Origin of the sequence: Gluconacetobacter liquefaciens, from assembly GCF_003350405.1 — a bacterium.
In the GTDB taxonomy this organism is placed as follows: Bacteria; Pseudomonadota; Alphaproteobacteria; order Acetobacterales; family Acetobacteraceae; genus Gluconacetobacter; species Gluconacetobacter liquefaciens.
This window is the reverse complement of sequence record NZ_QQAW01000013.1, coordinates 14,357-34,111: the sequence shown is the minus strand read 5'-3', so window position 1 is coordinate 34,111 and position 19,755 is coordinate 14,357. Positions and strand designations below refer to the sequence as shown.

17 protein-coding genes are annotated in these 19,755 nt (G+C 66.7%); 11 read left to right on the top strand and 6 right to left on the bottom strand.

The window, feature by feature from the left end; translation table 11 throughout:
* Positions 1-78 precede the first annotated feature (78 nt).
* The 5 genes from atpH to atpC are packed head-to-tail and all read left to right on the top strand — an operon-like array spanning position 79 to position 5,078.
* The gene (gene atpH, locus C7453_RS16550) at positions 79-675 is read left to right on the top strand and encodes an ATP synthase F1 subunit delta (RefSeq protein WP_114729045.1); all 597 of its coding nucleotides are present in this window, start codon (positions 79-81) and stop codon (positions 673-675) included.
* Positions 675-2,213, top strand: a complete 1,539-nt coding sequence (gene atpA / locus C7453_RS16545) for a F0F1 ATP synthase subunit alpha (RefSeq protein ID WP_114729043.1) — start codon at positions 675-677, stop codon at positions 2,211-2,213. The genes atpH and atpA overlap by 1 nt, the downstream gene beginning before the upstream one ends.
* Before the next feature lie 16 nt (positions 2,214-2,229).
* Positions 2,230-3,111 carry a F0F1 ATP synthase subunit gamma gene (locus C7453_RS16540; protein WP_114729041.1) on the top strand — a complete coding sequence of 294 codons (882 nt, stop codon included), beginning with the start codon at positions 2,230-2,232 and terminating at the stop codon, positions 3,109-3,111.
* Positions 3,112-3,148: 37 nt separating this feature from the next.
* Entirely contained in the window at positions 3,149-4,624 is a 1,476-nt protein-coding gene (gene atpD / locus C7453_RS16535; protein WP_114729039.1) for a F0F1 ATP synthase subunit beta, read from the top strand.
* A gap of 31 nt (positions 4,625-4,655) precedes the next feature.
* Complete coding sequence (gene atpC, locus C7453_RS16530; RefSeq protein WP_114729037.1) at positions 4,656-5,078, top strand: ATP synthase F1 subunit epsilon; 423 nt, start codon at positions 4,656-4,658, stop codon at positions 5,076-5,078.
* A gap of 169 nt (positions 5,079-5,247) precedes the next feature.
* Here the strand turns inward: atpC and queF are convergent, their stop codons facing one another.
* Positions 5,248-5,727: a preQ(1) synthase gene (gene queF, locus C7453_RS16525; protein WP_114729035.1), complete on the bottom strand. Its 480-nt coding sequence runs from the start codon at positions 5,725-5,727 to the stop codon at positions 5,248-5,250.
* Positions 5,728-5,855: 128 nt separating this feature from the next.
* On the opposite strand from queF, the gene rnd reads away from it, so the two are divergent.
* Positions 5,856-7,037, top strand: a complete 1,182-nt coding sequence (gene rnd / locus C7453_RS16520; protein WP_114729033.1) for a ribonuclease D — start codon at positions 5,856-5,858, stop codon at positions 7,035-7,037.
* Positions 7,038-7,335: 298 nt separating this feature from the next.
* A complete protein-coding gene (locus C7453_RS16515) occupies positions 7,336-8,046 on the top strand; it encodes a GcrA family cell cycle regulator (RefSeq protein ID WP_174787986.1) in 711 nt (236 codons plus the stop codon).
* Positions 8,047-8,177: 131 nt separating this feature from the next.
* Here C7453_RS16515 and C7453_RS16510 read toward each other — a convergent pair whose 3' ends face one another.
* Positions 8,178-8,876 carry a bactofilin family protein gene (locus C7453_RS16510; protein WP_371858494.1) on the bottom strand — a complete coding sequence of 233 codons (699 nt, stop codon included), beginning with the start codon at positions 8,874-8,876 and terminating at the stop codon, positions 8,178-8,180.
* Between the two features lie 444 nt (positions 8,877-9,320).
* Here C7453_RS16510 and C7453_RS16505 point away from each other — a divergent pair, with 444 nt between their 5' ends.
* From C7453_RS16505 to C7453_RS16490, 4 genes are all read left to right on the top strand, one after another.
* Complete coding sequence (locus C7453_RS16505; RefSeq protein WP_114729029.1) at positions 9,321-10,337, top strand: adenosine kinase; 1,017 nt, start codon at positions 9,321-9,323, stop codon at positions 10,335-10,337.
* Between the two features lie 210 nt (positions 10,338-10,547).
* Positions 10,548-12,371, top strand: coding sequence for a translational GTPase TypA (gene typA / locus C7453_RS16500; protein WP_114729027.1), 1,824 nt, complete (start codon positions 10,548-10,550; stop codon positions 12,369-12,371).
* A 363-nt stretch (positions 12,372-12,734) separates the two neighbouring features.
* The gene (locus C7453_RS16495; protein ID WP_245949117.1) at positions 12,735-14,105 is read left to right on the top strand and encodes a GGDEF domain-containing protein; all 1,371 of its coding nucleotides are present in this window, start codon (positions 12,735-12,737) and stop codon (positions 14,103-14,105) included.
* 237 nt (positions 14,106-14,342) lie between these two features.
* Positions 14,343-14,627, top strand: coding sequence for a hypothetical protein (locus C7453_RS16490; RefSeq protein WP_114729023.1), 285 nt, complete (start codon positions 14,343-14,345; stop codon positions 14,625-14,627).
* A 254-nt stretch (positions 14,628-14,881) separates the two neighbouring features.
* Here C7453_RS16490 and C7453_RS16485 read toward each other — a convergent pair whose 3' ends face one another.
* From C7453_RS16485 to C7453_RS16470, 4 genes are all read right to left on the bottom strand, one after another.
* Positions 14,882-16,138 (bottom strand): D-amino acid dehydrogenase, encoded by a 1,257-nt coding sequence (locus C7453_RS16485; protein ID WP_114729021.1) that lies wholly within the window; start codon positions 16,136-16,138, stop codon positions 14,882-14,884.
* Entirely contained in the window at positions 16,135-17,307 is a 1,173-nt protein-coding gene (gene alr / locus C7453_RS16480) for an alanine racemase (RefSeq protein WP_245949111.1), read from the bottom strand. The genes C7453_RS16485 and alr overlap by 4 nt, the downstream gene beginning before the upstream one ends.
* Positions 17,308-17,406: 99 nt before the next feature.
* The gene (locus C7453_RS16475) at positions 17,407-18,588 is read right to left on the bottom strand and encodes a methyl acetate hydrolase AcmB (RefSeq protein ID WP_114729016.1); all 1,182 of its coding nucleotides are present in this window, start codon (positions 18,586-18,588) and stop codon (positions 17,407-17,409) included.
* 94 nt (positions 18,589-18,682) lie between these two features.
* Positions 18,683-19,690: an AraC family transcriptional regulator gene (locus C7453_RS16470; RefSeq protein WP_114729014.1), complete on the bottom strand. Its 1,008-nt coding sequence runs from the start codon at positions 19,688-19,690 to the stop codon at positions 18,683-18,685.
* Positions 19,691-19,755: the final 65 nt, after the last annotated feature.

The following is a 19,755-nucleotide window of genomic DNA, read 5'->3' as shown; positions in this document are numbered from 1 at the left end:
CAGCATGCTAGAGGCGCGCCATCGGCTTGGACTTCGTGCCGGGCCGTTGGCGCGCTGCAATGACCTAAAGACACTGGGATGGAAAGACCGACCGTGGTTTCGGGTGGAACGACAACAATACCGATCGCCTCCGTTGCCAATGGCCTGCCCGGTCGTTACGCGACGGCCCTCTACGATTTCGCCGCCGAGCGCTGGCTGCTTGATGACGTGCTGGACCATGCGGCGGCGCTGCGGCGCCTGATCGCGGAAAGCGCCGAGTTGCGCGCCGTCCTGACGAATCGCACGCTGGATATCGCCGTGTCGACGAAGGCGCTGGACGCCGTGCTGGAAGCCCAGGGCTTCGGGTGGGTCATCCGCAATTTCGTGGGCGTGGTCGCCCGCAACCGCCGGCTGCCCCGCTTGGCCGAGATCCTGGACGCCGTGGCGGCGATCGCGGCGGCCCGCCGTGGCGAAGCCGTGGCCGAGATCGTGTCGGCCCAGCCGCTGACGGACGTGCAGCGCATACAGATTCAGGGCCGCCTCGCCGAGGCCGGCTATTCCAAGGTCAATATTCAGGAGCGCGTTGACGCGGCTCTGCTGGGCGGTCTGGTCGTGCGCGTCGGCGCCCGGCTCTATGACACCAGCCTCAATTCCCGCCTGACCCGCCTGCACCACGCCATGAAGGGAGCCGCGTGATGGAAATCCGTCCCGCTGAGATTTCGGATATCCTCAAGCAGCAGATCGCCTCGTTCGACACGAGTGCCGAGGTCGCCGAGACCGGCACGATCCTGTCGGTCGGCGACGGCATCGCCCGCGTCTATGGCCTGCAGAACGTGCAGGCCGGCGAGATGGTCGAGTTCCCGGCCTCCGGCCAGCAGGGCATGGCGCTGAACCTCGAGAACGACAATGTCGGCGTCGTGATCTTCGGCGACGACTCCGAGATGCGCGAAGGCGACACCGTTGCCCGCACCGGCAAGGTGGTCGAGGTTCCGACCGGCAAGGCCCTGCTGGGCCGCGTGGTCGACGGTCTGGGCAACCCGATCGACGGCAAGGGCCCGCTGGTTGGCGACGTGATCATGAAGCGCGCCGACATCAAGGCGCCCGGCATCATGCCGCGCCAGTCGGTCGGCGAGCCGATGCAGACGGGCATCAAGGCGATCGACGCGCTGGTGCCGATCGGGCGCGGGCAGCGCGAACTGATCATCGGTGACCGCCAGACCGGCAAGACCGCCATCCTGATCGACACCATCGTCGCGCAGAAGCCGGTCAACGCGCTGGGCGACGACAAGAAGTCGCTGTACTGCATCTATGTCGCCATCGGGCAGAAGCGCTCGACCGTGGCGCAGTTGGTGCGCACGCTGGAAGAGGCCGGCGCGATGGAATATTCCATCGTCGTCGCCGCCACGGCGTCCGACCCGGCGCCGATGCAGTATCTGGCCCCGTATGCCGCCTGCGCCATGGGCGAGTATTTCCGCGACAACGGCATGCATGCGCTGATCGTCTATGACGATCTGTCCAAGCAGGCCGTGGCCTACCGCCAGATGTCGCTGCTGCTGCGCCGTCCGCCGGGCCGTGAAGCCTATCCGGGTGACGTGTTCTACCTGCATTCGCGCCTGCTGGAACGCGCCGCGAAGATGTCGGACGAATATGGCGCGGGTTCGCTGACGGCTCTGCCGGTCATCGAGACGCAGGCCGGCGACGTGGCCGCCTACATCCCGACCAACGTGATCTCGATCACCGACGGTCAGGTGTTTCTGGAGACCGACCTGTTCTATCGCGGCATCCGCCCGGCGGTGAACGTGGGCGGCTCGGTGTCGCGCGTCGGTTCGGCCGCGCAGATCAAGGCGATGAAGCAGGTTGCCGGCAAGATCAAGCTGGAGCTGGCGCAGTATCGCGAAATGGCGGCGTTCTCGCAGTTCGCCTCGGACCTCGATCCGGCGACGCAGAAGCAGCTTGCCCGTGGTGCGCGCCTGGTCGAGCTGCTGAAACAGCCCGAGACCTCGCCGCTGCCGGTCGAGGAGCAGGTGTGCGTGCTGTTTGCCGGCACCCGCGGCTTCATCGACAATGTGCCGGTGGAGAAGGTGACGGCCTTCGAACGCCAGCTCCTGACCGAGCTGCATGCGGCCGGCAAGGACATCCTGGACTCGATCCGTACCGAGCGGCAGATCACCAAGGACAACGAGGTCCGTCTGACCGACTTCCTGACGGCGTTCAGCCGTCAGTTCGCGGGCTGAAGGCGGACAGGCACCCATGGCATCCCTGAAGGACCTTCGCGCGCGGATCGGCAGCGTCAAATCGACGCGGAAGATTACCAGCGCCATGAAGATGGTGGCGGCGGCCAAGCTGCGCCGGGCCCAGACCCGCGCCGAAGCCGCCCGCCCCTATGCGGCGGCGATGCGCCGGATGCTGGCTGAACTGGGTGCCGGCACGCGCGGCCAGAGCGGCCTGCCGACCCTGCTGGCCGGTTCGGGCAACGACCGGGTTCACCTGCTGATCCCGGTGACCAGCGACCGTGGGCTGGCGGGTGGCTTCAACGCCAACGTCAACCGCAAGACGCGCGACCTGATCGGCCAGTTGCAGGCCGAGGGCAAGACCGTTCGCCTGCTGCCTGTCGGCCGCAAGGGCGGCGATTACCTGATGCGGGAATTCTCCGACCTGATCGTGGATACGATCCATGGATCGGGCGGCAAGGAGATTCCGTTCTCGGCCGCTGCCGAACTCGGCGAGCGAATCGCCGCGATGGCGGAGAAGGGCGAATTCGACGTCTGCACGCTGGTGTATAACCGCTTCCAGAACGTAATGTCGCAGACGCCCACCGCGATGCAGCTGATTCCGCTGGCGCTGCCGGCGAATGATACGGCGGCCTCGGCCGACGCGCCGGTTTACGAGTTCGAGCCGGGCGAGGAAGAGCTGCTGTCCAGCCTGCTGCCGCGCAACCTCCAGGTGCAGATCTATGCGACGCTGCTGGAGAGTGCCGCGGGCGAGCAGGGCGCACGCATGACGGCGATGGACAATGCCACGCGCAATGCGGGCAAGGCCATCGACCGGCTGACGCTGAAATACAACCGTACCCGCCAGACCAACATCACCAACGAACTGATCGAGATCATCTCGGGCGCCCAGGCGCTCTGAGCAACGATCCGCTTCCCTCGCCGCAGGAGCTGACCCCATGTCGGAAACCAAAGTGAATGAGGCTCCTGCCGCCACGCAGGGCCAGTCCAGCAACATCGTCGGCCGCGTGACGCAGGTGCGCGGCGCCGTTGTGGACGTGCAGTTCGAAGGCACGCTGCCGCATATTCTCGACGCGCTGCATGTCACCTTCAACGGCCAGACGGTCGTGCTGGAAGTGGCGCAGGAAATCGGCGAGCACGAAGTGCGCTGCATCGCCATGGACTCGACCGACGGCTTGACCCGTGGCGCCGAGGTTGTCGCGACCGGCAGCCAGATCATGGTGCCGGTCGGCCCCGGCACGCTGGGCCGCATCCTGAACGTGATCGGCGAGCCGATCGACGAGCGTGGCCCGGTGGCCGCGACCAAGCACTACCCGATCCACCGCAAGGCGCCGTCGTTCGAAGAGCAGGCGGCCGCGACCGAGATCCTGGTCACGGGCATCAAGGTCGTCGACCTGCTGTGCCCGTACCTGAAGGGCGGCAAGATCGGCCTGTTCGGCGGCGCCGGCGTGGGCAAGACCGTCATCATCCAGGAACTGATCAACAACATCGCCAAGGCCCATGGCGGCGTGTCGGTGTTTGCCGGCGTCGGCGAGCGGACCCGTGAAGGCAACGACCTGTATTACGAAATGCAGGACGCGGGCGTGATCAAGCTGGGCGAGAACACGACCGAGGGCTCCAAGGTGGCGCTGGTCTATGGCCAGATGAACGAGCCGCCGGGTGCGCGCGCCCGCATTGCGCTGTCGGGCCTGTCGTTGGCCGAGTATTTCCGTGACGAGGAAGGGCAGGACGTTCTGTTCTTCGTCGACAACATCTTCCGCTTCACGCAGGCGGGTGCCGAGGTTTCGGCGCTGCTGGGCCGTATCCCCTCGGCCGTGGGCTACCAGCCGACGCTGGCGACCGAGATGGGCGCGCCGCAGGAGCGCATCACCTCGACCAAGAAGGGCTCGATCACCTCGGTGCAGGCCGTTTACGTGCCGGCCGACGATCTGACCGATCCGGCGCCTGCGGCGACCTTCGCCCATCTTGACGCGACGACGGTGCTGAACCGTTCGATCGCGGAAATGGGCATTTATCCGGCCGTCGATCCGCTGGATTCGACCTCGCGTTCGCTCGACCCGAAGATTGTCGGCGAAGAGCATTATCAGGTGGCGCGCGACGTGCAGCGCATCCTGCAGACCTACAAGTCGCTGCAGGACATCATCGCCATTCTGGGCATGGACGAGCTGTCGGAAGACGACAAGCAGCTGGTGGCGCGTGCGCGCCGCATCCAGCGCTTCCTGTCGCAGCCCTTCCATGTGGCCGAAGTCTTTACCGGCGCGCCGGGCAAGCTGGTTTCGCTGGAAGACACCGTGCGGTCGTTCAAGGCGATCGTGGCTGGTGAGTATGACCACTTGCCCGAAGGTGCGTTCTACATGGTCGGCTCGATCGAAGAAGCGGTCGCGAAGGCCGAGAAGATGAAGGAATCGGCCTGAACGGCCGGCTCCCGCGCAAGGAAGACAGCCCATGTCGATTGAGGTCGAGATCGTCAGCCCCGAGAAGGTTCTCTTCTCGCGCGCTGTCGAGATGGCGGTGATCCCGGGCCTGGAAGGCGATATCGCCGCCATGCCCGATCGTGCGCCGATGATGCTGCTGCTGCGCGGCGGTGTGGTCGAACTATATGAAAATGGCGTGGTGACGGAACGGTTTTTCGTCGCCGGCGGGTTTGCCGACATGACGGCGACCCGCTGCACCATTCTGGCCGATCAGGCGACGGCGCTGGCCGATCTGTCGGTGGCCGATGCGCAGAAGCGGCTTGCCGGGCTGGAGGCGTCTTACGACGCCGCCGACAAGATGAACGTGCCGGCGCTGGACCTGCTGATGGCGAAGATGCAGTCCGCGCGGGCCGAAATCGAAGCCGCTGGTGGGGAGGCCGTGAAGGCCGCCTGAGGCTTTCGCCAGTAGACTGGTTTCATGTGGAACGCCCCCGGCTCTTGCGAGTCGGGGGCGTTTTGCGTTCTTGGCCGATCTGTTCAGGAGCCTTTATCGCTGCGCGTTGCGAGGCTCCTGAACGGATAAAAGTCTTTTTGCTTCTTTTTCGGAAGACAAAAGAAGGCCTTTAACCGCGTCCCCGGTACCCCGGCACGTCCTGTGCGGGAATCCACACATCGGCCGGCGGTGCGCCGGTCTGCCAGAACACGTCGATGGGCATGCCGCCGCGCGGGTACCAGTAGGCGCCGATGCGCAGCCAGACCGGGGAGAGCAGATCGACCAGCGTGGTGGCGATCTGGACCGAGCAGGCCTCGTGGAAGGCGCCGTGGTTGCGGAAGCTGGTCAGGAACAGCTTGAGCGACTTGCTTTCCACGATCCACTGGTCGGGCACGTAGTCGATGACCAGGTGCGCGAAGTCCGGCTGGCCGGTGACCGGGCAGAGCGAGGTGAATTCCGGCGCGGTGAAGCGGACGAGGTAGCGCCGGTCGCGATAGGGGGCGGGGACGCGCTCCAGCGTCGCGTCCTCGGGACTGGCGGGCTGGGCGGAGGCGCGGCCCAGTTGTGTGAGGGCCTGGGTGCCGTCGTCGGGCGGGGTGGATGCGCTCACGTTCCGTGATCCTTGCGATGCGGGGCTGTGGGAGAGGGGTGATGCCGGAGCCGCCTTTGCCGCGTCAAGCGGCGGTTTTCCCCCGTGGGTGCTTTCGCACCGGTAGGACCCCATGATAACAGGACCGGATGGCGCGTGCACTCAAAGCGGATTTTCCCGCCCCTGTCCTGATGACCTCCACTGACGAACTGGTTGCGGTCGTCGAACGATTACGGCGGGAGCCGTTCGTGACGATCGATACCGAGTTCGTCCGCGAACGGACCTACTGGCCGGAACTGTGTCTGGTGCAGTTGGCCGGCGCGCATGACGTGGTGGTGGTGGACACGCTGGCGCCCGGACTGGACCTGTCGCCGCTGGGCGAACTGCTGGACGATCCGGCGGTGACCAAGGTGTTTCATGCCGCGCGGCAGGACCTGGAAATCTTCCTGCATCTGTTCGACCGGCTGCCGGCGGCGCTGTACGATACCCAGGTGGCGGCGATGGTCGCCGGCTATGGCGACCAGGTGGGATATGACAATCTGGTCTCGTCTCTGACGGGCGCGCATATCGACAAGGCGCACCGTTTCTCTGACTGGTCCGCCCGGCCGCTGTCGCCGGCGCAGATCGCTTATGCCGCCGCCGATGTGACCTATCTGCGCACCGTCTACCAGCTTCTGCGCGAGCGGCTGGAGACGGAAGGGCGAACGGAATGGGTGGCGGCCGAACTGGCGGTGCTGACCCGGCCCGAGACGTTCCGCCCCGACCCGGAGAGCCTGTGGGAGAAGATGCGCCCGCGCACCAGCAACCGGCGGATGCTGGGCATTCTGCGGGCGATTACCGCATGGCGCGAACTGGAGGCCCAGCGGGTGAACGTGCCCCGCCAGCGGCTGCTGAAGGACGAGAGCCTGCTGGAGATTGCGGCGACCGCCCCGACCGATGCCGAGGCGCTGGCCCGCGTGCGCGGCGTGTCGCGCGGGTTTGCCGAGGGTCGCAGCGGGGCCGGGCTGCTGGAGGCCATTGCGGCGGCGTATGCGCTGCCCGAGGCATCGTTGCCGCGCCAGAGCCGGGGCAAGGACGGCCCGCGCCCGTCGCCGGCGCTGGTCGCGCTGCTGAAAGTGCTGCTGGCGGCGTGCTGCGAGGAGCATGACGTGGCGCCCCGCCTGGTGGCGTCGTCGGAGGATATCGACCGTCTGGCGCTGGAGGCCGAGCCCGATCTGCCGGTGTTGCAGGGCTGGCGGCGGGTGGTGTTCGGCGAGGATGCGTTGGCGCTGAAGGCCGGTACCATGCTGCTGGGGGTGGATGGGACGCGCATTCGCAGGGTCGGGTGCTGAAAGCCTGACCGAAAACGCGGGTTGCTGAGCGAGGGCGGCCCTTCAGGGACCGCGCCCGGCCTGTGTCTCCGGGCATTGGAGCGGAGCGGCCTTGAGGGGCCGCGCGCATCGAAGCGCAGGGGCGCGCGCTCGATCGTCGTCGGCGCATATTTACGGACAGGTTCCGCACCGTTTTTCCCCCGGGTTGTGAACAGGTTACTCCCAGCCTTGTCCACAAGATTTTGTGGTGGGATGGTTGAGTCCACCACAAGATAAGCCTAGTTTTCGGCTGTCCTTCGTCAGGAGAGATGGCATGGCTATGGAATGGACCGAGGAGACGATTGCGCGTCTCCGCGCGCTTTGGCAGCAGGGGCTGTCGACGGCCGAGATCGGTCGCCAGCTTTCGGTGACGAAGAACGCGGTTGTAGGCAAGGCGCATCGCCTAGGTCTGCAGGCGCGTCCGTCACCAATTCGCAGACCGCCGGCTTCGGCCCGTGCGGCTGAACCCGGTGAGGCCGTCGCACCGGCCTCGGCTCCGGCCCCGGTAACCGCTGCCGCCGCTCCGGCGTCGGTCGTGGTGCCTCCGGCGGTGTCGCCGGTTGTTGCGGCACCCGCGCCCGTTGCGGTGGTGCCTTCGGCGGTCGTGCCACCTGTGGTGGCACCTGTTGTGCCGGTGGCGCCGCGTGTGGCCGAGGCCGCGCCGGTCGTGAGTCCGGTCCGGCAGCAGGCCGAGCCTGCGCCGCAGGCGCCGGTGCGCGCCGAGCGCGAGCCGGTGGTTGAGGTGGCGCCGCCGCCGCCGGTTGCGGCCCCGAGCGTGTCGCGCCCGGAAACGCCGCGTGCGCCGTTGCGCGCGGTCTCCAGCCCGGCGCCGCGTCGCAGCGGCCTGAGCTGCTGCTGGCCGCTGGGCGATCCGGGCACGCCGGGCTTTCATTTCTGTGGGGCGACGCCGGTCCCTGGAAAGCCGTACTGTGCCGAACATGCGCAGCTTGCCTATGTGAAGCTGCGCGATCGGCGCGACAACGTGGCCTGACACGCCGGTACGCCGGGAAATCATGAAAAAAAACGCCGCGGATCGTTATGATTCGCGGCGTTTTTTTATGTCTTCAGGCATGCCCGTGAAGGACGGCGGCGCGTTGCCGCGCCGCCAGCCGGGGCAGGTGTTCAGCCGGCCGGGGTTTCTTCCGCGGCCGGGGTCGGGGCGGCCGCCTCGACGGGCTGGGCGGCCGGCGCGGCGCCGGTGATCATTTCCAGATGGCCGCTGACCTGGCCGCCATCTTCGACCTGCAGGCGGCGGCACTTCGCCTTGCCCAGCAGGCGCCCGGAGGAGCGGATGGTCAGGCTGCCGCGCACCGTCAGCGTGCCGTCGATGGTGCCGGCCAGATCGGCGTCCTCGACTTCGATCTCGCCACGGAACATGCCGCCATGGGCGACCTGGAGTTCATGCGCGTTGATCATGGTGGATTCCACCGTGCCCTCGACGACCAGGCGCTCGGCGTCCTGGATCGAGCCCTGGACGCTGATTCCGCGCCCGACCACGAGGGTGCGACGATCGCTGTGATCCTTGCGGGGGGCGGGCGTCTGGCCGGGCAGGCCGGGGCGGCCGGGGATCGGGGACGCGCCGGGCGGAACGGGCGGATTGGACGGGAGCGGGGCGCGGGACATGGGGGCGGTCTCCTTGGACGACTGGGGGAGGGAAGGGGTGCCGGCGGCTGGCGTCGCGCCCTGGCGGACGGGCGTGGCACCGGCGGGCGGGGCCGGGAACTCGATCTGCGAACTCGCCGGCCGGCCGGTGGACGGCGACGCGCCGACGGGCGGCTTCGCGTCTTCCGGCTTGGGTTTTTTTCTGGAGAACAAAAGCATACCCCGCTGCTGTCGAAGGTGAAGCCGCGCATGGCCCGGCGATCGGAACACGGTTGGTTCCCGAACGCATCCGGAAAACCGGTGTCTGGAACGATTAAGGATTACACGCGCGGGTGATGTCGGAAAAGCGGGAAGCTGCAACTTTACGAACAAGAAATGCAACCATTGCGACCCCGCAGCCCCGGTGTTAGAGCCTGAGCGCAGATGCGGGCTGGCGGCGATTCAACGCGCGTTTCCTGCGCTTCGGTGCTCATGGCCATCACGGCCACTCCGCTCCGATGCTCGGAAACACGTGTCGGGCGCGGCCCGAGACGGGCCGCTCTCGCTCGCCAGCCCACATTTTCGGTCAGGCTCTTGGCGAGGGGGCTGTCTGTACGACGATCTTGGTGATTTGATGGCGGGCCGGCCACGCAGTTTCGCCGGTTTGCGTGGGAGAAGAATGGAATGTCTGTGACGGGTGCCGGCAGCGCGGCCGAATGCCGCTTCGATCTGCTGGGGATCGGCAATGCGATCATCGATGTTCTGGCACCGGTCGAACCGGATTTCCTGACCCAGCAGGACATGATTCCGGGCAGCATGAAACTGATCGATGCGGAGCAGGCCGAAAAACTCTACGGCCTGGTGCATCGCGAGCGCGAGATGGGCGGCGGTTCGGCGGCCAATACCTGCGTGGTGGCGGCCAATCTGGGCGCGCGCGTCGCGTATCTGGGCAAGGTGGCCGACGATGCGCCGGGCCGTACCTTTGCCGCCGACCTTCAGCAGTCGGGCGTCTATTTTCCGTCGTCGTTCCTCGATGGCCAGGCGGGGCGCGAGCAGCCGACGGCGCGTTGCCTGGTGATGGTGACGCCGGACGGCCAGCGGACGATGAACACGTATCTGGGCGCGTGCGTGACCTTCGGGCCGGAGGATGTGCTGGCCGACGTGGTGGCCGACGCGCATGTGACCTATCTGGAGGGCTATCTGTTCGACCCGCCGCATGCGCAGGATGCTTTCCGGCAGGCGGCGGCGCTGGCGCATGCGGCCGAACGGCGGGTGGCGCTGTCGCTGTCCGACCCGTTCTGCGTCGCGCGGCATCGCGATGCCTTCCGTGAACTGGTGCATGGGCATATCGACATCCTGTTCGCCAACGAGGAGGAAATCTGCTCGCTGTACCAGACCGAGGATTTCACGACGGCGATGAACCAGGCGGCCGCCGATACGCATTTCGCGGTGCTGACGCGCTCGGGGCAGGGCAGCGTGATCATCCGGGGTGACGAGCGGATCGACGTGGCGCCGGTGGCGACGCAGGTGATCGACACGACCGGCGCGGGCGACGCCTATGCCGCCGGCTTCCTCGCCGGCTGGACCTCGGGCCGCACGCTGGCCGAATGCGGGCGGCTGGGCAGCGTCGCGGCCTCCGAGATCATCTCGCATTACGGAGCGCGGCCGCTGGTGAACCTGCAACAGGACATGGAACTCTAGGCTTCCGGTTCCTCGCTCCCTGCGTGGCAGGGAGCATCCATGCCGTGGGCGGGCGGGACCTGTGGTGAAGTTTCGCGTGCAATCCGCGTGCGTCCCCTCTATCTACCCCGGTGAATAGAGATCATCCGTCGGTTCCGGCCGCGGCCCGCAGGGCACGCGGCCGGCCGGCTTGCCCGTCCGGGCCCGCGAAGGAAGTCAGGTCACACACGTATGGACATTCGCAATATCGCCATCATCGCTCACGTCGACCATGGCAAGACCACGCTGGTCGACCAGCTTCTGAAGCAGTCCGGGTCGTTCCGCGAGAACCAGCATGTCGCCGAGCGCGCGATGGACAGCAACGACCTGGAGCGCGAGCGCGGCATCACCATTCTGGCCAAGTGCACGTCGGTGGTGTGGAAAGATACCCGCATCAACATCATCGACACGCCGGGCCACGCCGATTTCGGCGGTGAGGTCGAGCGTATCCTGAGCATGGTGGACGGCGCGGTGGTGCTGGTGGATTCCGCCGAGGGCGCGCTGCCGCAGACCAAGTTCGTGGTCGGCAAGGCGCTGGCGCGCGGGCTGAAGCCGATCGTGGTGGTCAACAAGATCGACCGTGGCGATGCCCGCCCCGACGAAGTGCATAACGAGATCTTCGACCTGTTCGCCGCCCTGGGCGCGAATGACGAGCAGCTGGACTTCCCGATGCTGTTCGCCTCGGGCCGTCAGGGCTGGGCGGACGAGGAGCTGGAAGGCGCGCGCAAGGATCTGGCGCCCATGTTCGACCTGATCGTGCGCCATGTGCCGGCGCCGAAGGTGGACAAGGAGGCGCCGTTCGCCATGGTCGCCACGATCCTGGAGAACGACAACTTCCTGGGCCGCGTGCTGACCGGCCGTGTCGAGCAGGGCCGCGCGAAGGTGAACATGCCGGTGCGCGTGCTGCGCCCCGACGGATCGGTCGTCGAGACCGGCCGCCTGACCAAGCTGCTGTCGTTCCGCGGTCTGGACCGCGTGCCGGTGGAAGAGGCCGAGGCCGGTGACATCGTCGCCGTGGCCGGCCTGTCGGAAGCGACCATTCCCGAGACCATCGCCTCGCCGGAAGTGACCGAGCCGCTGAAATCGACCCCGGTCGATCCGCCGACCCTGTCGATGACCTTCCGCCTGAATGACGGCCCGCTGGGCGGCCGCGAGGGCAAGAAGGTGACCTCGCGCCAGATCCGCGACCGTCTGTTCAAGGAGACCGAGGGCAACATCGCCATCCGCGTGTCCGAGAGCCCCGAGAGCGAGGCGTTCGAGGTGGCCGGCCGTGGCGAACTGCAGCTCGGCGTGCTGATCGAGCAGATGCGCCGCGAAGGGTTCGAACTGACGATCGGCCGTCCGCGCGTGCTGTTCCGCACCAATGAAGAGACCGGCGAGCGCGAAGAGCCGTACGAAGAGGTGCTGATCGACGTCGACGAGCCCTATTCGGGCGTGGTCGTCGAGAAGATGGCGATGCGCAAGGGCCTGATGCAGGACATGCAGCCTTCGGGCGGCGGCAAGGTGCGCCTGACCTTCCTGATCCCGTCGCGCGGGCTGATCGGCTATCATGGCGAGTTCCTGACCGACACGCGCGGCACGGGTATCATGAACCGTCTGTTCTCGGGCTATCAGCCCTGGGCCGGGCCGATCGAGGGGCGCCGCAACGGGTCGCTGATCTCGTCGGAAGACGGTGCGACGACGCAGTATTCGCTGTACTCGCTCCAGGACCGTGGCACCCTGTTCGTCGATGCCGGCGAGAAGGTGTATATCGGCATGATCATCGGCGAGCATTCGCGCGAGAACGACCTGGAAGTGAACCCGGTCCGCGAAAAGAAGCTGACCAACATCCGTGCCGCCGGCAAGGACGAGGCGCTGCTGCTGACGCCGCCGCGCAAGATGAACCTGGAACAGGCGATCGCCTATATCGAGGACGACGAACTGGTCGAGGTGACGCCGTCGGCGGTGCGGATTCGCAAGCGCTATCTGGACCCGCACGAGCGCAAGAAGCGCGACCGTGCCGGCGCTTCGGCCTGAACAGGCTGAGACTGGCCGTCGGGAAGGCTGACTTTCCGGCGGGCGGGTAGAATCAGAGTGGGGCCATGGCGGGTTTCGGGGGTATTCTTCCCCCGGAGCCTGCCATGGCCCGACCTGTTTAACGGACCTGGAATTTTTGTATCAAGGCGTGGTCCGGCGCGACATTTTCGAAAGGCAAGACGTTATAAAAACGTCATGAAAGAAATTGCCTTGGAAGGGTAAATCTGATAGCCGCGCTGGAAATCAGCTTGCGTCCTGCCAGGGTGGCTGCTGGTGCAACGATCTCTTTGACGATGCAGGCCCTGAACCAAGAAAATTTCTGAAAAGGAAGCGGACGTGTTTTTCGCGGAGAATTTCGTGTCTATGCCTGCCGAGGAACAATGGGGCTACATCATTGCCCATACTCCGGAAACGATCAGGCGTGGGCTCTGCGAAATCGTGCGTCGGAACGGCCGGACATGCGTCGTCAATTTCTACGAGGCGCTGCTGAATCTGCCGGAAGCGGCGCTTTTTCTCGAACGCGATACGGTGGAGAGCCGGCTGCGGGGGAGCCTGCAGAACTGGCTGGAGCGGCTGTTTCCTGAGCAGGAGACCGATATAGCCGGCCTGCGGGCGCTGCAGGAGCGCGTGGGATCGGTCCATGCGCAGCTTGAGATCTCGCCGGGCCTGGTCTCGTACGCGTTCTATTTCATCAAGATGAGCCTCAACCTGTTCATCATCGATTATTTCGAGTCGCAGGACGATCGGCTTCAGGCGGTGATCTATTGCCAGTCCATGGTCGATTTCGCCATGACCTACATGAACAGGGCCTACAATACCGATTTCAAGAAGAAGGTGGAGCAGGACCAGTCCTTCAAGATGTTCTCGCTGGGACAGGACCTGAATTTCGAGAAAGAGACCCAGAAGACGACCTTCTTCGACTGGAGCACGCAGGCGCTGTTCTGCCTGTGCGAACAGAGGCTGGATGAACTGCAGACCATCGCGGAGTCGCAGTTCGGCCTGTGGATGGCGCACAAGGGGCAGAATCTGTTCAAGGGGACCGAGGATTTCGCGCTGCTCCAGACCATGATCGCGGGGATCGACCGGCGGATCGTGGCGGTGCGGGCGAGTGATGGGGTGCCGTCCGGTTTTGCGGCGGAACTGCGGAACAATATCCGCGACGTCACCTTTCTGACCAACCGGCTGTTCCAGGCGATGGAGGCGTTGCAGAGCGGGCTGGACCCGCTGACCAAGACGCTGACCCGCCGGTTCCTGGATGTGGTGATCCAGAACGAGATCGCGTTTTCCCTGTCGCACGACAAGGAATTCAGCATCATTCTGCTCGATGTCGATTTCTTCAAGAAGATCAACGACAGCGCCGGGCATCTGGCTGGAGACGAGGCGCTGCGGCATGTCGCCGAGACCATCATGGGGTCGGTGCGCAGCAATGATTTCGTCTTCCGTTACGGGGGCGAGGAATTTCTGATCGTGTTGACCGAGAGTTCCAGTGCCGCCGCCGCCGAATGTGCGGAGCGCATCCGCAGCCGGATCGAGGCCAGCGCCATTCCGTGCTCCACCGGCGCGACGCTTGCGCTGACCATTTCGGGCGGGATTTCGACCTTCCGGGGCGGGATCAAGATCAGTGCGCTGATCGAACAGGCGGATCGGGCGCTGTATGCGGCCAAGGAGGCCGGGCGAAACCGGATCGAGATCTATTCCCGCGACCGGATCGACATGCTTTCGCGCGACGGCTGATAGCGTGTCGTAATTCGTAACGTTTTTAAGTTTGAGATTACGTTGCAATTAAGGCAATGTGCCCGCAACTGGGCACATATATACATATTTTAATACGAGACGGATTTCGGGCGGCGTGCTACCACTATCATGCACGGTCCGTATGCCGCCTTGCGCCCCATGCCTGCGGGGGAGGCGTTCTCCGGTTACGGATCCGGGTGTTGATTGGGATGACATCCTGATTTCTGGAGACATTCAATGATCGTTTCGACACGTCGCTTCCTGGCCGCTCTTTCGACCGTCGCCCTGATGGGCGCCGTCATTCCGGCCTTTGCGCAGGAAGCGCCGGCCACCCCGGCGGCTCCCGCGGCCCCGGCCGCTCCGGCTGCGACCGCCCCGGCAGCGCCCGCCGCCCCGAGCACCCCGGAAGTCGCCCCGGCGACCCCCGAGACTTCGACCTCGACGGGCGAGGCGCCGAAGAAGCACAAGCACAAGCACCACCACAAGAAGAAGACCACGACGGAAGCCAGCCCCTCCAAGTAATCGGGCTGTTGACGTCACGGCGCGGGGCTGCGGCCCCGCCGCCGGAAAGGAAGCGGGGGTGGCCAGGCCATCCCCGCTTTTTTTATGCGATTTCCGTGACGATGCCAGAGGTCGTTGCCGGTGTGGGCTGTACGGAGCGGACCCTGTTTGAATGCGTGCATTCAAACAGGTGAGGATGCGGGAAAAACAATAAGCCCTCGCATTTCCACCGAACGGTTTTCGGTGGAAATGCGAGGGGAACCGGCGCGCGGTGGTCAGGCCGAGTAGCGGTCGATGGACAGGTCGAGGTGCGGGATGGCGGGGCGGCGGCCGGTGATCAGGTCGGCCAGGAGCTGGCCGGAGCCGCAGGCCATGGTCCAGCCCAGCGTGCCGTGGCCGGTGTTGAGCCACAGATTGCCGAAACGGCCCGCGGTGCCGATGACCGGCGTGCCGTCGGGCGTGTTGGGGCGCAGGCCGGTCCAGTAGGTGGCGCGGCCGAGGTCGCCGCCGCCGAACAGGTCGGAGAACGAGCGTTCCAGCGTGGGGCGGCGGTCGGGGCTGAGGCGCAGGTTGTAGCCGGTGAGTTCGGCGGTGCCGCCGATGCGGATGCGGTCGCCCAGGCGGGTGATGGCGACCTTGTAGGTCTCGTCATTGACCGTCGAGGTGGGGGCGCGGGTTTCGTCGGTCAGCGGGACGGTCAGCGAGTAGCCCTTGACCGGGTAGACCGGCAGCCTGATGCCCAATGGACGCAGCATCAGCGGCGAGTAGCTGCCCAGGGCCAGCACGTAGGCGTCGCCCGTGATGCGGCCGGCGGAGGTGCGGACGCCCATGATCTCGGTGGCGCTGGCGTCTAGCCCTTCGATGCGGGTTTCGTACTGGAAGGTGACGCCCAGTTCCTCGGCTTTCTGCGACAGGCGCTGGGTGAACATGTGGGCGTCGCCGGATTCGTCGCCGGGGAGGTAGAGGCCGCCTTTCAGCAGGTGGCTGGCGTGGGCCAGGCCGGGTTCGCGCGCGACGATCTGCGGCACGTCGAGCAGGTCGTGCGGGATGTTGCTTTCGGTGAGCAGGCGCATGTCGTCGCGGGCATGGTCGAGCTGGGCCTGGGTGCGGAAAAGCTGGATCAGGCCCTTCTGGCGGTCGTCGTAGGTGAGGCCGGTTTCCGCGCGCAGGTCGGTCAGGCAGTCGCGGCTGTATTCGGCCACCCGCAGCATCCGCGCCTTGTTGACGTCGTAGGCATGGGCGGTGCAGTTGGCCAGCAATTGCGTCATCCAGCGCAGCATCGGCAGGTCGAGGCGGGCGCGGATGACCAGGGGGCTGTTCTTCTTCAGCATCCAGCCCAGCGCCTTCAGCGGCAGGCCGGGCATGGCCCAGGGGGTGGAGTAGCCGGGCGAGACCTGGCCGGCATTGGCGAACGAGGTTTCCATCGCGGCGGCGGGCTGGCGGTCGATCACGGTCACTTCGTGACCCTGTTTGGCCAGATACCAGGCGGTGGTGGTGCCGATGACCCCGGCGCCCAGGACGATAACCTTCACGCGTTCTCTCCCTGCGGTGATGTGTCGTCGCGATAGAGGCGATGGTAGCGCGCGCCCAGGCCGGTCAGCAGTTCGTAGCCGATGGTGCCGGCGGCGGCGGCGGCCTCTTCGAGTGGGTGGTGGGGGCCGATCAGGTCCAGCGCGGTGCCGGCGGCGAGGGGTGTGCTGCCGAGAGCGGTGACGTCGACCGCCAGGCAGTCCATGGAAATCCGGCCGACGATCGGCAGCATGATATCCGGCCGGGTGGGCAGGATGGCGTGGCCCCGGCCACCGATGGCGCGGGGGAAGCCGTCGCCGTAGCCGACGGCCAGCGTTGCGATCCGGCTGGGGCGGTCGGCGATGAAGCCCGCGCCGTAGCCGACCGCCGTGCCGGGGCCGATCTGGCGGGTCTGGATGAGTCTGGCCTGGAGCCGGACGACCGGGTGCATCGGGTTCGGCTGGCCGGGCGTGGGGTTGATGCCGTACAGCGCGGCGCCGGGGCGCACCATGTCGAAATGCCAGTCGGGGCCGAGGAACAGGCCGGAGGACGCCGCCAGGCTGGCGGGCATGGCGGGCAGGCGGGCGCGCAGGCGCTGGAAGGCGGTGTGCTGGGCGTGGTTGGCCGGGTGCGCGGGTTCGTCGGCGCAGGCCAGGTGGCTCATGACCAGTTTCGGGGCGAGGCCGGCCAGCGGGGCATTTTCGGCCAGCAGCGTGCCGAGGTCTTCCTCCGACAGGCCGAAGCGGGACATGCCGCTGTCGAGTTGCAGGGCGGCGGGGAGGGACGCGCCGGTCTGGTGGGCCAGGGCGCGCCAGCGGGTGATCTGCTCCAGGCTGTTCAGGACCGGGACCAGGCCGGCCGCGTGCAGGGCGGCTTCGGTGCCCGGCATGGCGCCGTTGAGGACGAAGATCGTGCAGTCGGGGCCGAGCAGGGGGCGGATGGCCGCGCCTTCGGCGAGGTGGGCGACGAAGAAGGTGCGGCAGCCCGCGCGGTACAGCGCCGGCACCACGCGCGCGGCACCCAGCCCGTAGGCATCGGCCTTGACGGCGGCGGCGCAGGTGACGGCCGGACCCACCCGGTCGCGCAGGGTCCGGTAATTCGCGGCCAGGGCGGACAGGTCGATGGTCAGGATACCGCCGGCGCAGTCGGCCGGGATGGCGGAAAAGGTCTGTGGTGCAGCGTCGACTGGCACGTATCGCGGGCTCCCGTCGGAAGCGGTGACGATAGACCAATTTCGGGGTGACGCAATATCGGGCCGCCCGTGTGGGGGCAGGCCCGGCATGCGGTGGGGTCAGCGATCGTGCCCGGCGTAGGCGGTTGTTTCGAGCGCCATGAAGCCTTCGAATGACGGGCCGTCGGCGAAGGGCAGGATCTGGGTGGCCCAGAAGCCGCCCAGGCCGTTCTGCCGGTCGATCCAGTAATAGAGATTGGCCAGTCCGGCCCAGCCGAGCGCGCCTGCCGGCCTGCCGGTCGGCGCGGGTGCGTCGTTGATCATGAAGCTGTAGCCCCATGATTTGGGAAGGCCGGGGAAGAACTCCGCATCGTTCGACAGGGTGGGGATGACGCCACGCAGCGGGGTGATCCGGAGATCGCCCAGGCCGTTCGTGGCCATGGCGGCGACGGTTTCGGCGCGCAGGACGCGCCCGTGTTCGCCCATGCCGTCATCGAGGATCATGCGGATGAAGCGCATGTAGTCGCCGACAGTGGAATAGAGCCCGTGGCCGGCCATGTGCAGTTCGGGCTCCTGCGCCAGTTCGAAATCGGGGCGGGGGGTCAGCGTGCCATCTGGTTCGCGCTGGTACAGGCAGGCCAGGCGCGTCTGCGCGGCCGGGGTGAGGGTGAAGCTGGTGTCGGTCATGCCGAGGGGGGCGAACACGCGCGCCAGCAGGATTTCGCCCAGGCGGGCGCCGGCGATCCGTTCCACGACCTGTCCGGCCCAGTCGATATTGACGCCATAATTCCAACGTTCGCCGGGGTCGAACAGGAGGGGGGCCGTGATGGCGGCCCGGGTGGCGGAGACGATGCCGGGAAGGCGGCCGGTTTCGGCCAGTTGGCGATAGGGCTCGTTGAAGAAATCATAGCCGAATCCGGCCGTGTGCAGCATGAGCATGCGCGTGGTGATGTCGCGTTTCGGGGCGCGCAGGAGGGGGGTGCCGTCGGGCGCGAAGCCTTCCAGGACCTGGATGGCGCCGAGTTCGGGGACGTAGCGCCTGGCGGGGGCGTCGAGATCGAGCTGTCCGTCTTCGACCAGTTGCATGACGGCGACGCCGGCGATGGCCTTGGTGCAGGAGAAGATGCGGAAAACCGTATCCGTCGTCATCGCGGTGCCGTCCGGTCGGCGTTCGCCGGCGGCGCCTTCGTAGATCGTCCGCCGACGGTCGGTGAGCATGGCGACGACGCCGGGGACCCGGGCCGGGCCGGCCGTGGCATCGGCGAGGATCGCGTCATATCGGGATTTTGGTTCTTTGTGCATAACTGTCCAATGGAAAGAGAATAAATTGGACAATGCTGCCGGTGAGGGGCGGTCTCTGCCTGTGATCGGCATTGGGTGCCTTCGGTCGGCAGGTTTATGGCTGTTCGGCGTTCAACCCATGGTGAGCGCGGGCGAGCGTGGCTGAAGGCAGCTCGTGGAAGCGTGTGCGAAAAGCCTGTGCGAATGCGCTGAAATTCACGTAGCCCCAGCGGCTGGCGATGGTGCTGACGGTGTCGTGCGGGAGGGCGGCGTGCAGGTCGGCATGGGCGCCGAGCAGGCGCTGTTCGCGCAGGAAGGCGCTGGGGGTGGTGTCGCGGTGCTGGCGGAAGGCGCCGGAGAGGGCGCGCACGCTGATGCCGGCGGCGGCGGCGACCTGGGCCATGGTCGGCAGGGCGGCGGCGTGGGCACGCATGAAATCTTCGGCGCGGCGGACGTAGAAGGGGGCCGCATGGGCGGGACGGCTGAGGTCGATGCCGGCGGCGGTGGCCCAGTTGTGCAGCAGGTCGATGCAGAGGCTTTCCGCGAGGCGGGCCTGGAGGCGCGGGGCGGTTGTGTCGTACGCCGGTTGGGACAGGGTGCGGGTGACGTGGTCCAGCAGGGCGATCCAGGGGGAATGCCGGTTGCCGAAGCGGACCCGGGCCGTCCAGAGCGTGTCGTCGGGCGTGACGTCGAACCAGTGCCGGGCGGTGGCGGCCAGCATGTCGTGCGCGATCGTCAGGTTGAGCTGGAGGTGATCGGGGCTGGCGTTCAGCCAGTATGGGGTGCGGCTGCAATCGGCAACGAAGCTTTCGCCCGGCCGGGTGACGAGGCTGCCCCCGCCGGACGCGGCGTGCTCGATACTGCCGCGCAGGGTGGTCAGGACCAGGACGCGCCCGGCGGCGGGGTCGAAATCGGAGAGATGGACCGGGACGCCGTAGGAAAAGCGGGTGGCGACGATGCCTCCTGCCGCACGCGCGCACAGGGTGGCGCACGGAGCGGCCGGGGTGAGCGGGCGCGTGCGGTAGGGCATGTAGACCTGCCGGCAGAAGGCGCCGATTTCTTCCCAGTCGGAGGAGGGCGGCCCGAGGCTGTCGGCGGTGGGCAGGAGTGCATCTTCGAGCATCGGTTCCCGCCGGCTGTGCCGGGCTGGCAGGTTTCGGGGCCTGTCTTGTGGCCCGGTTATCCGTT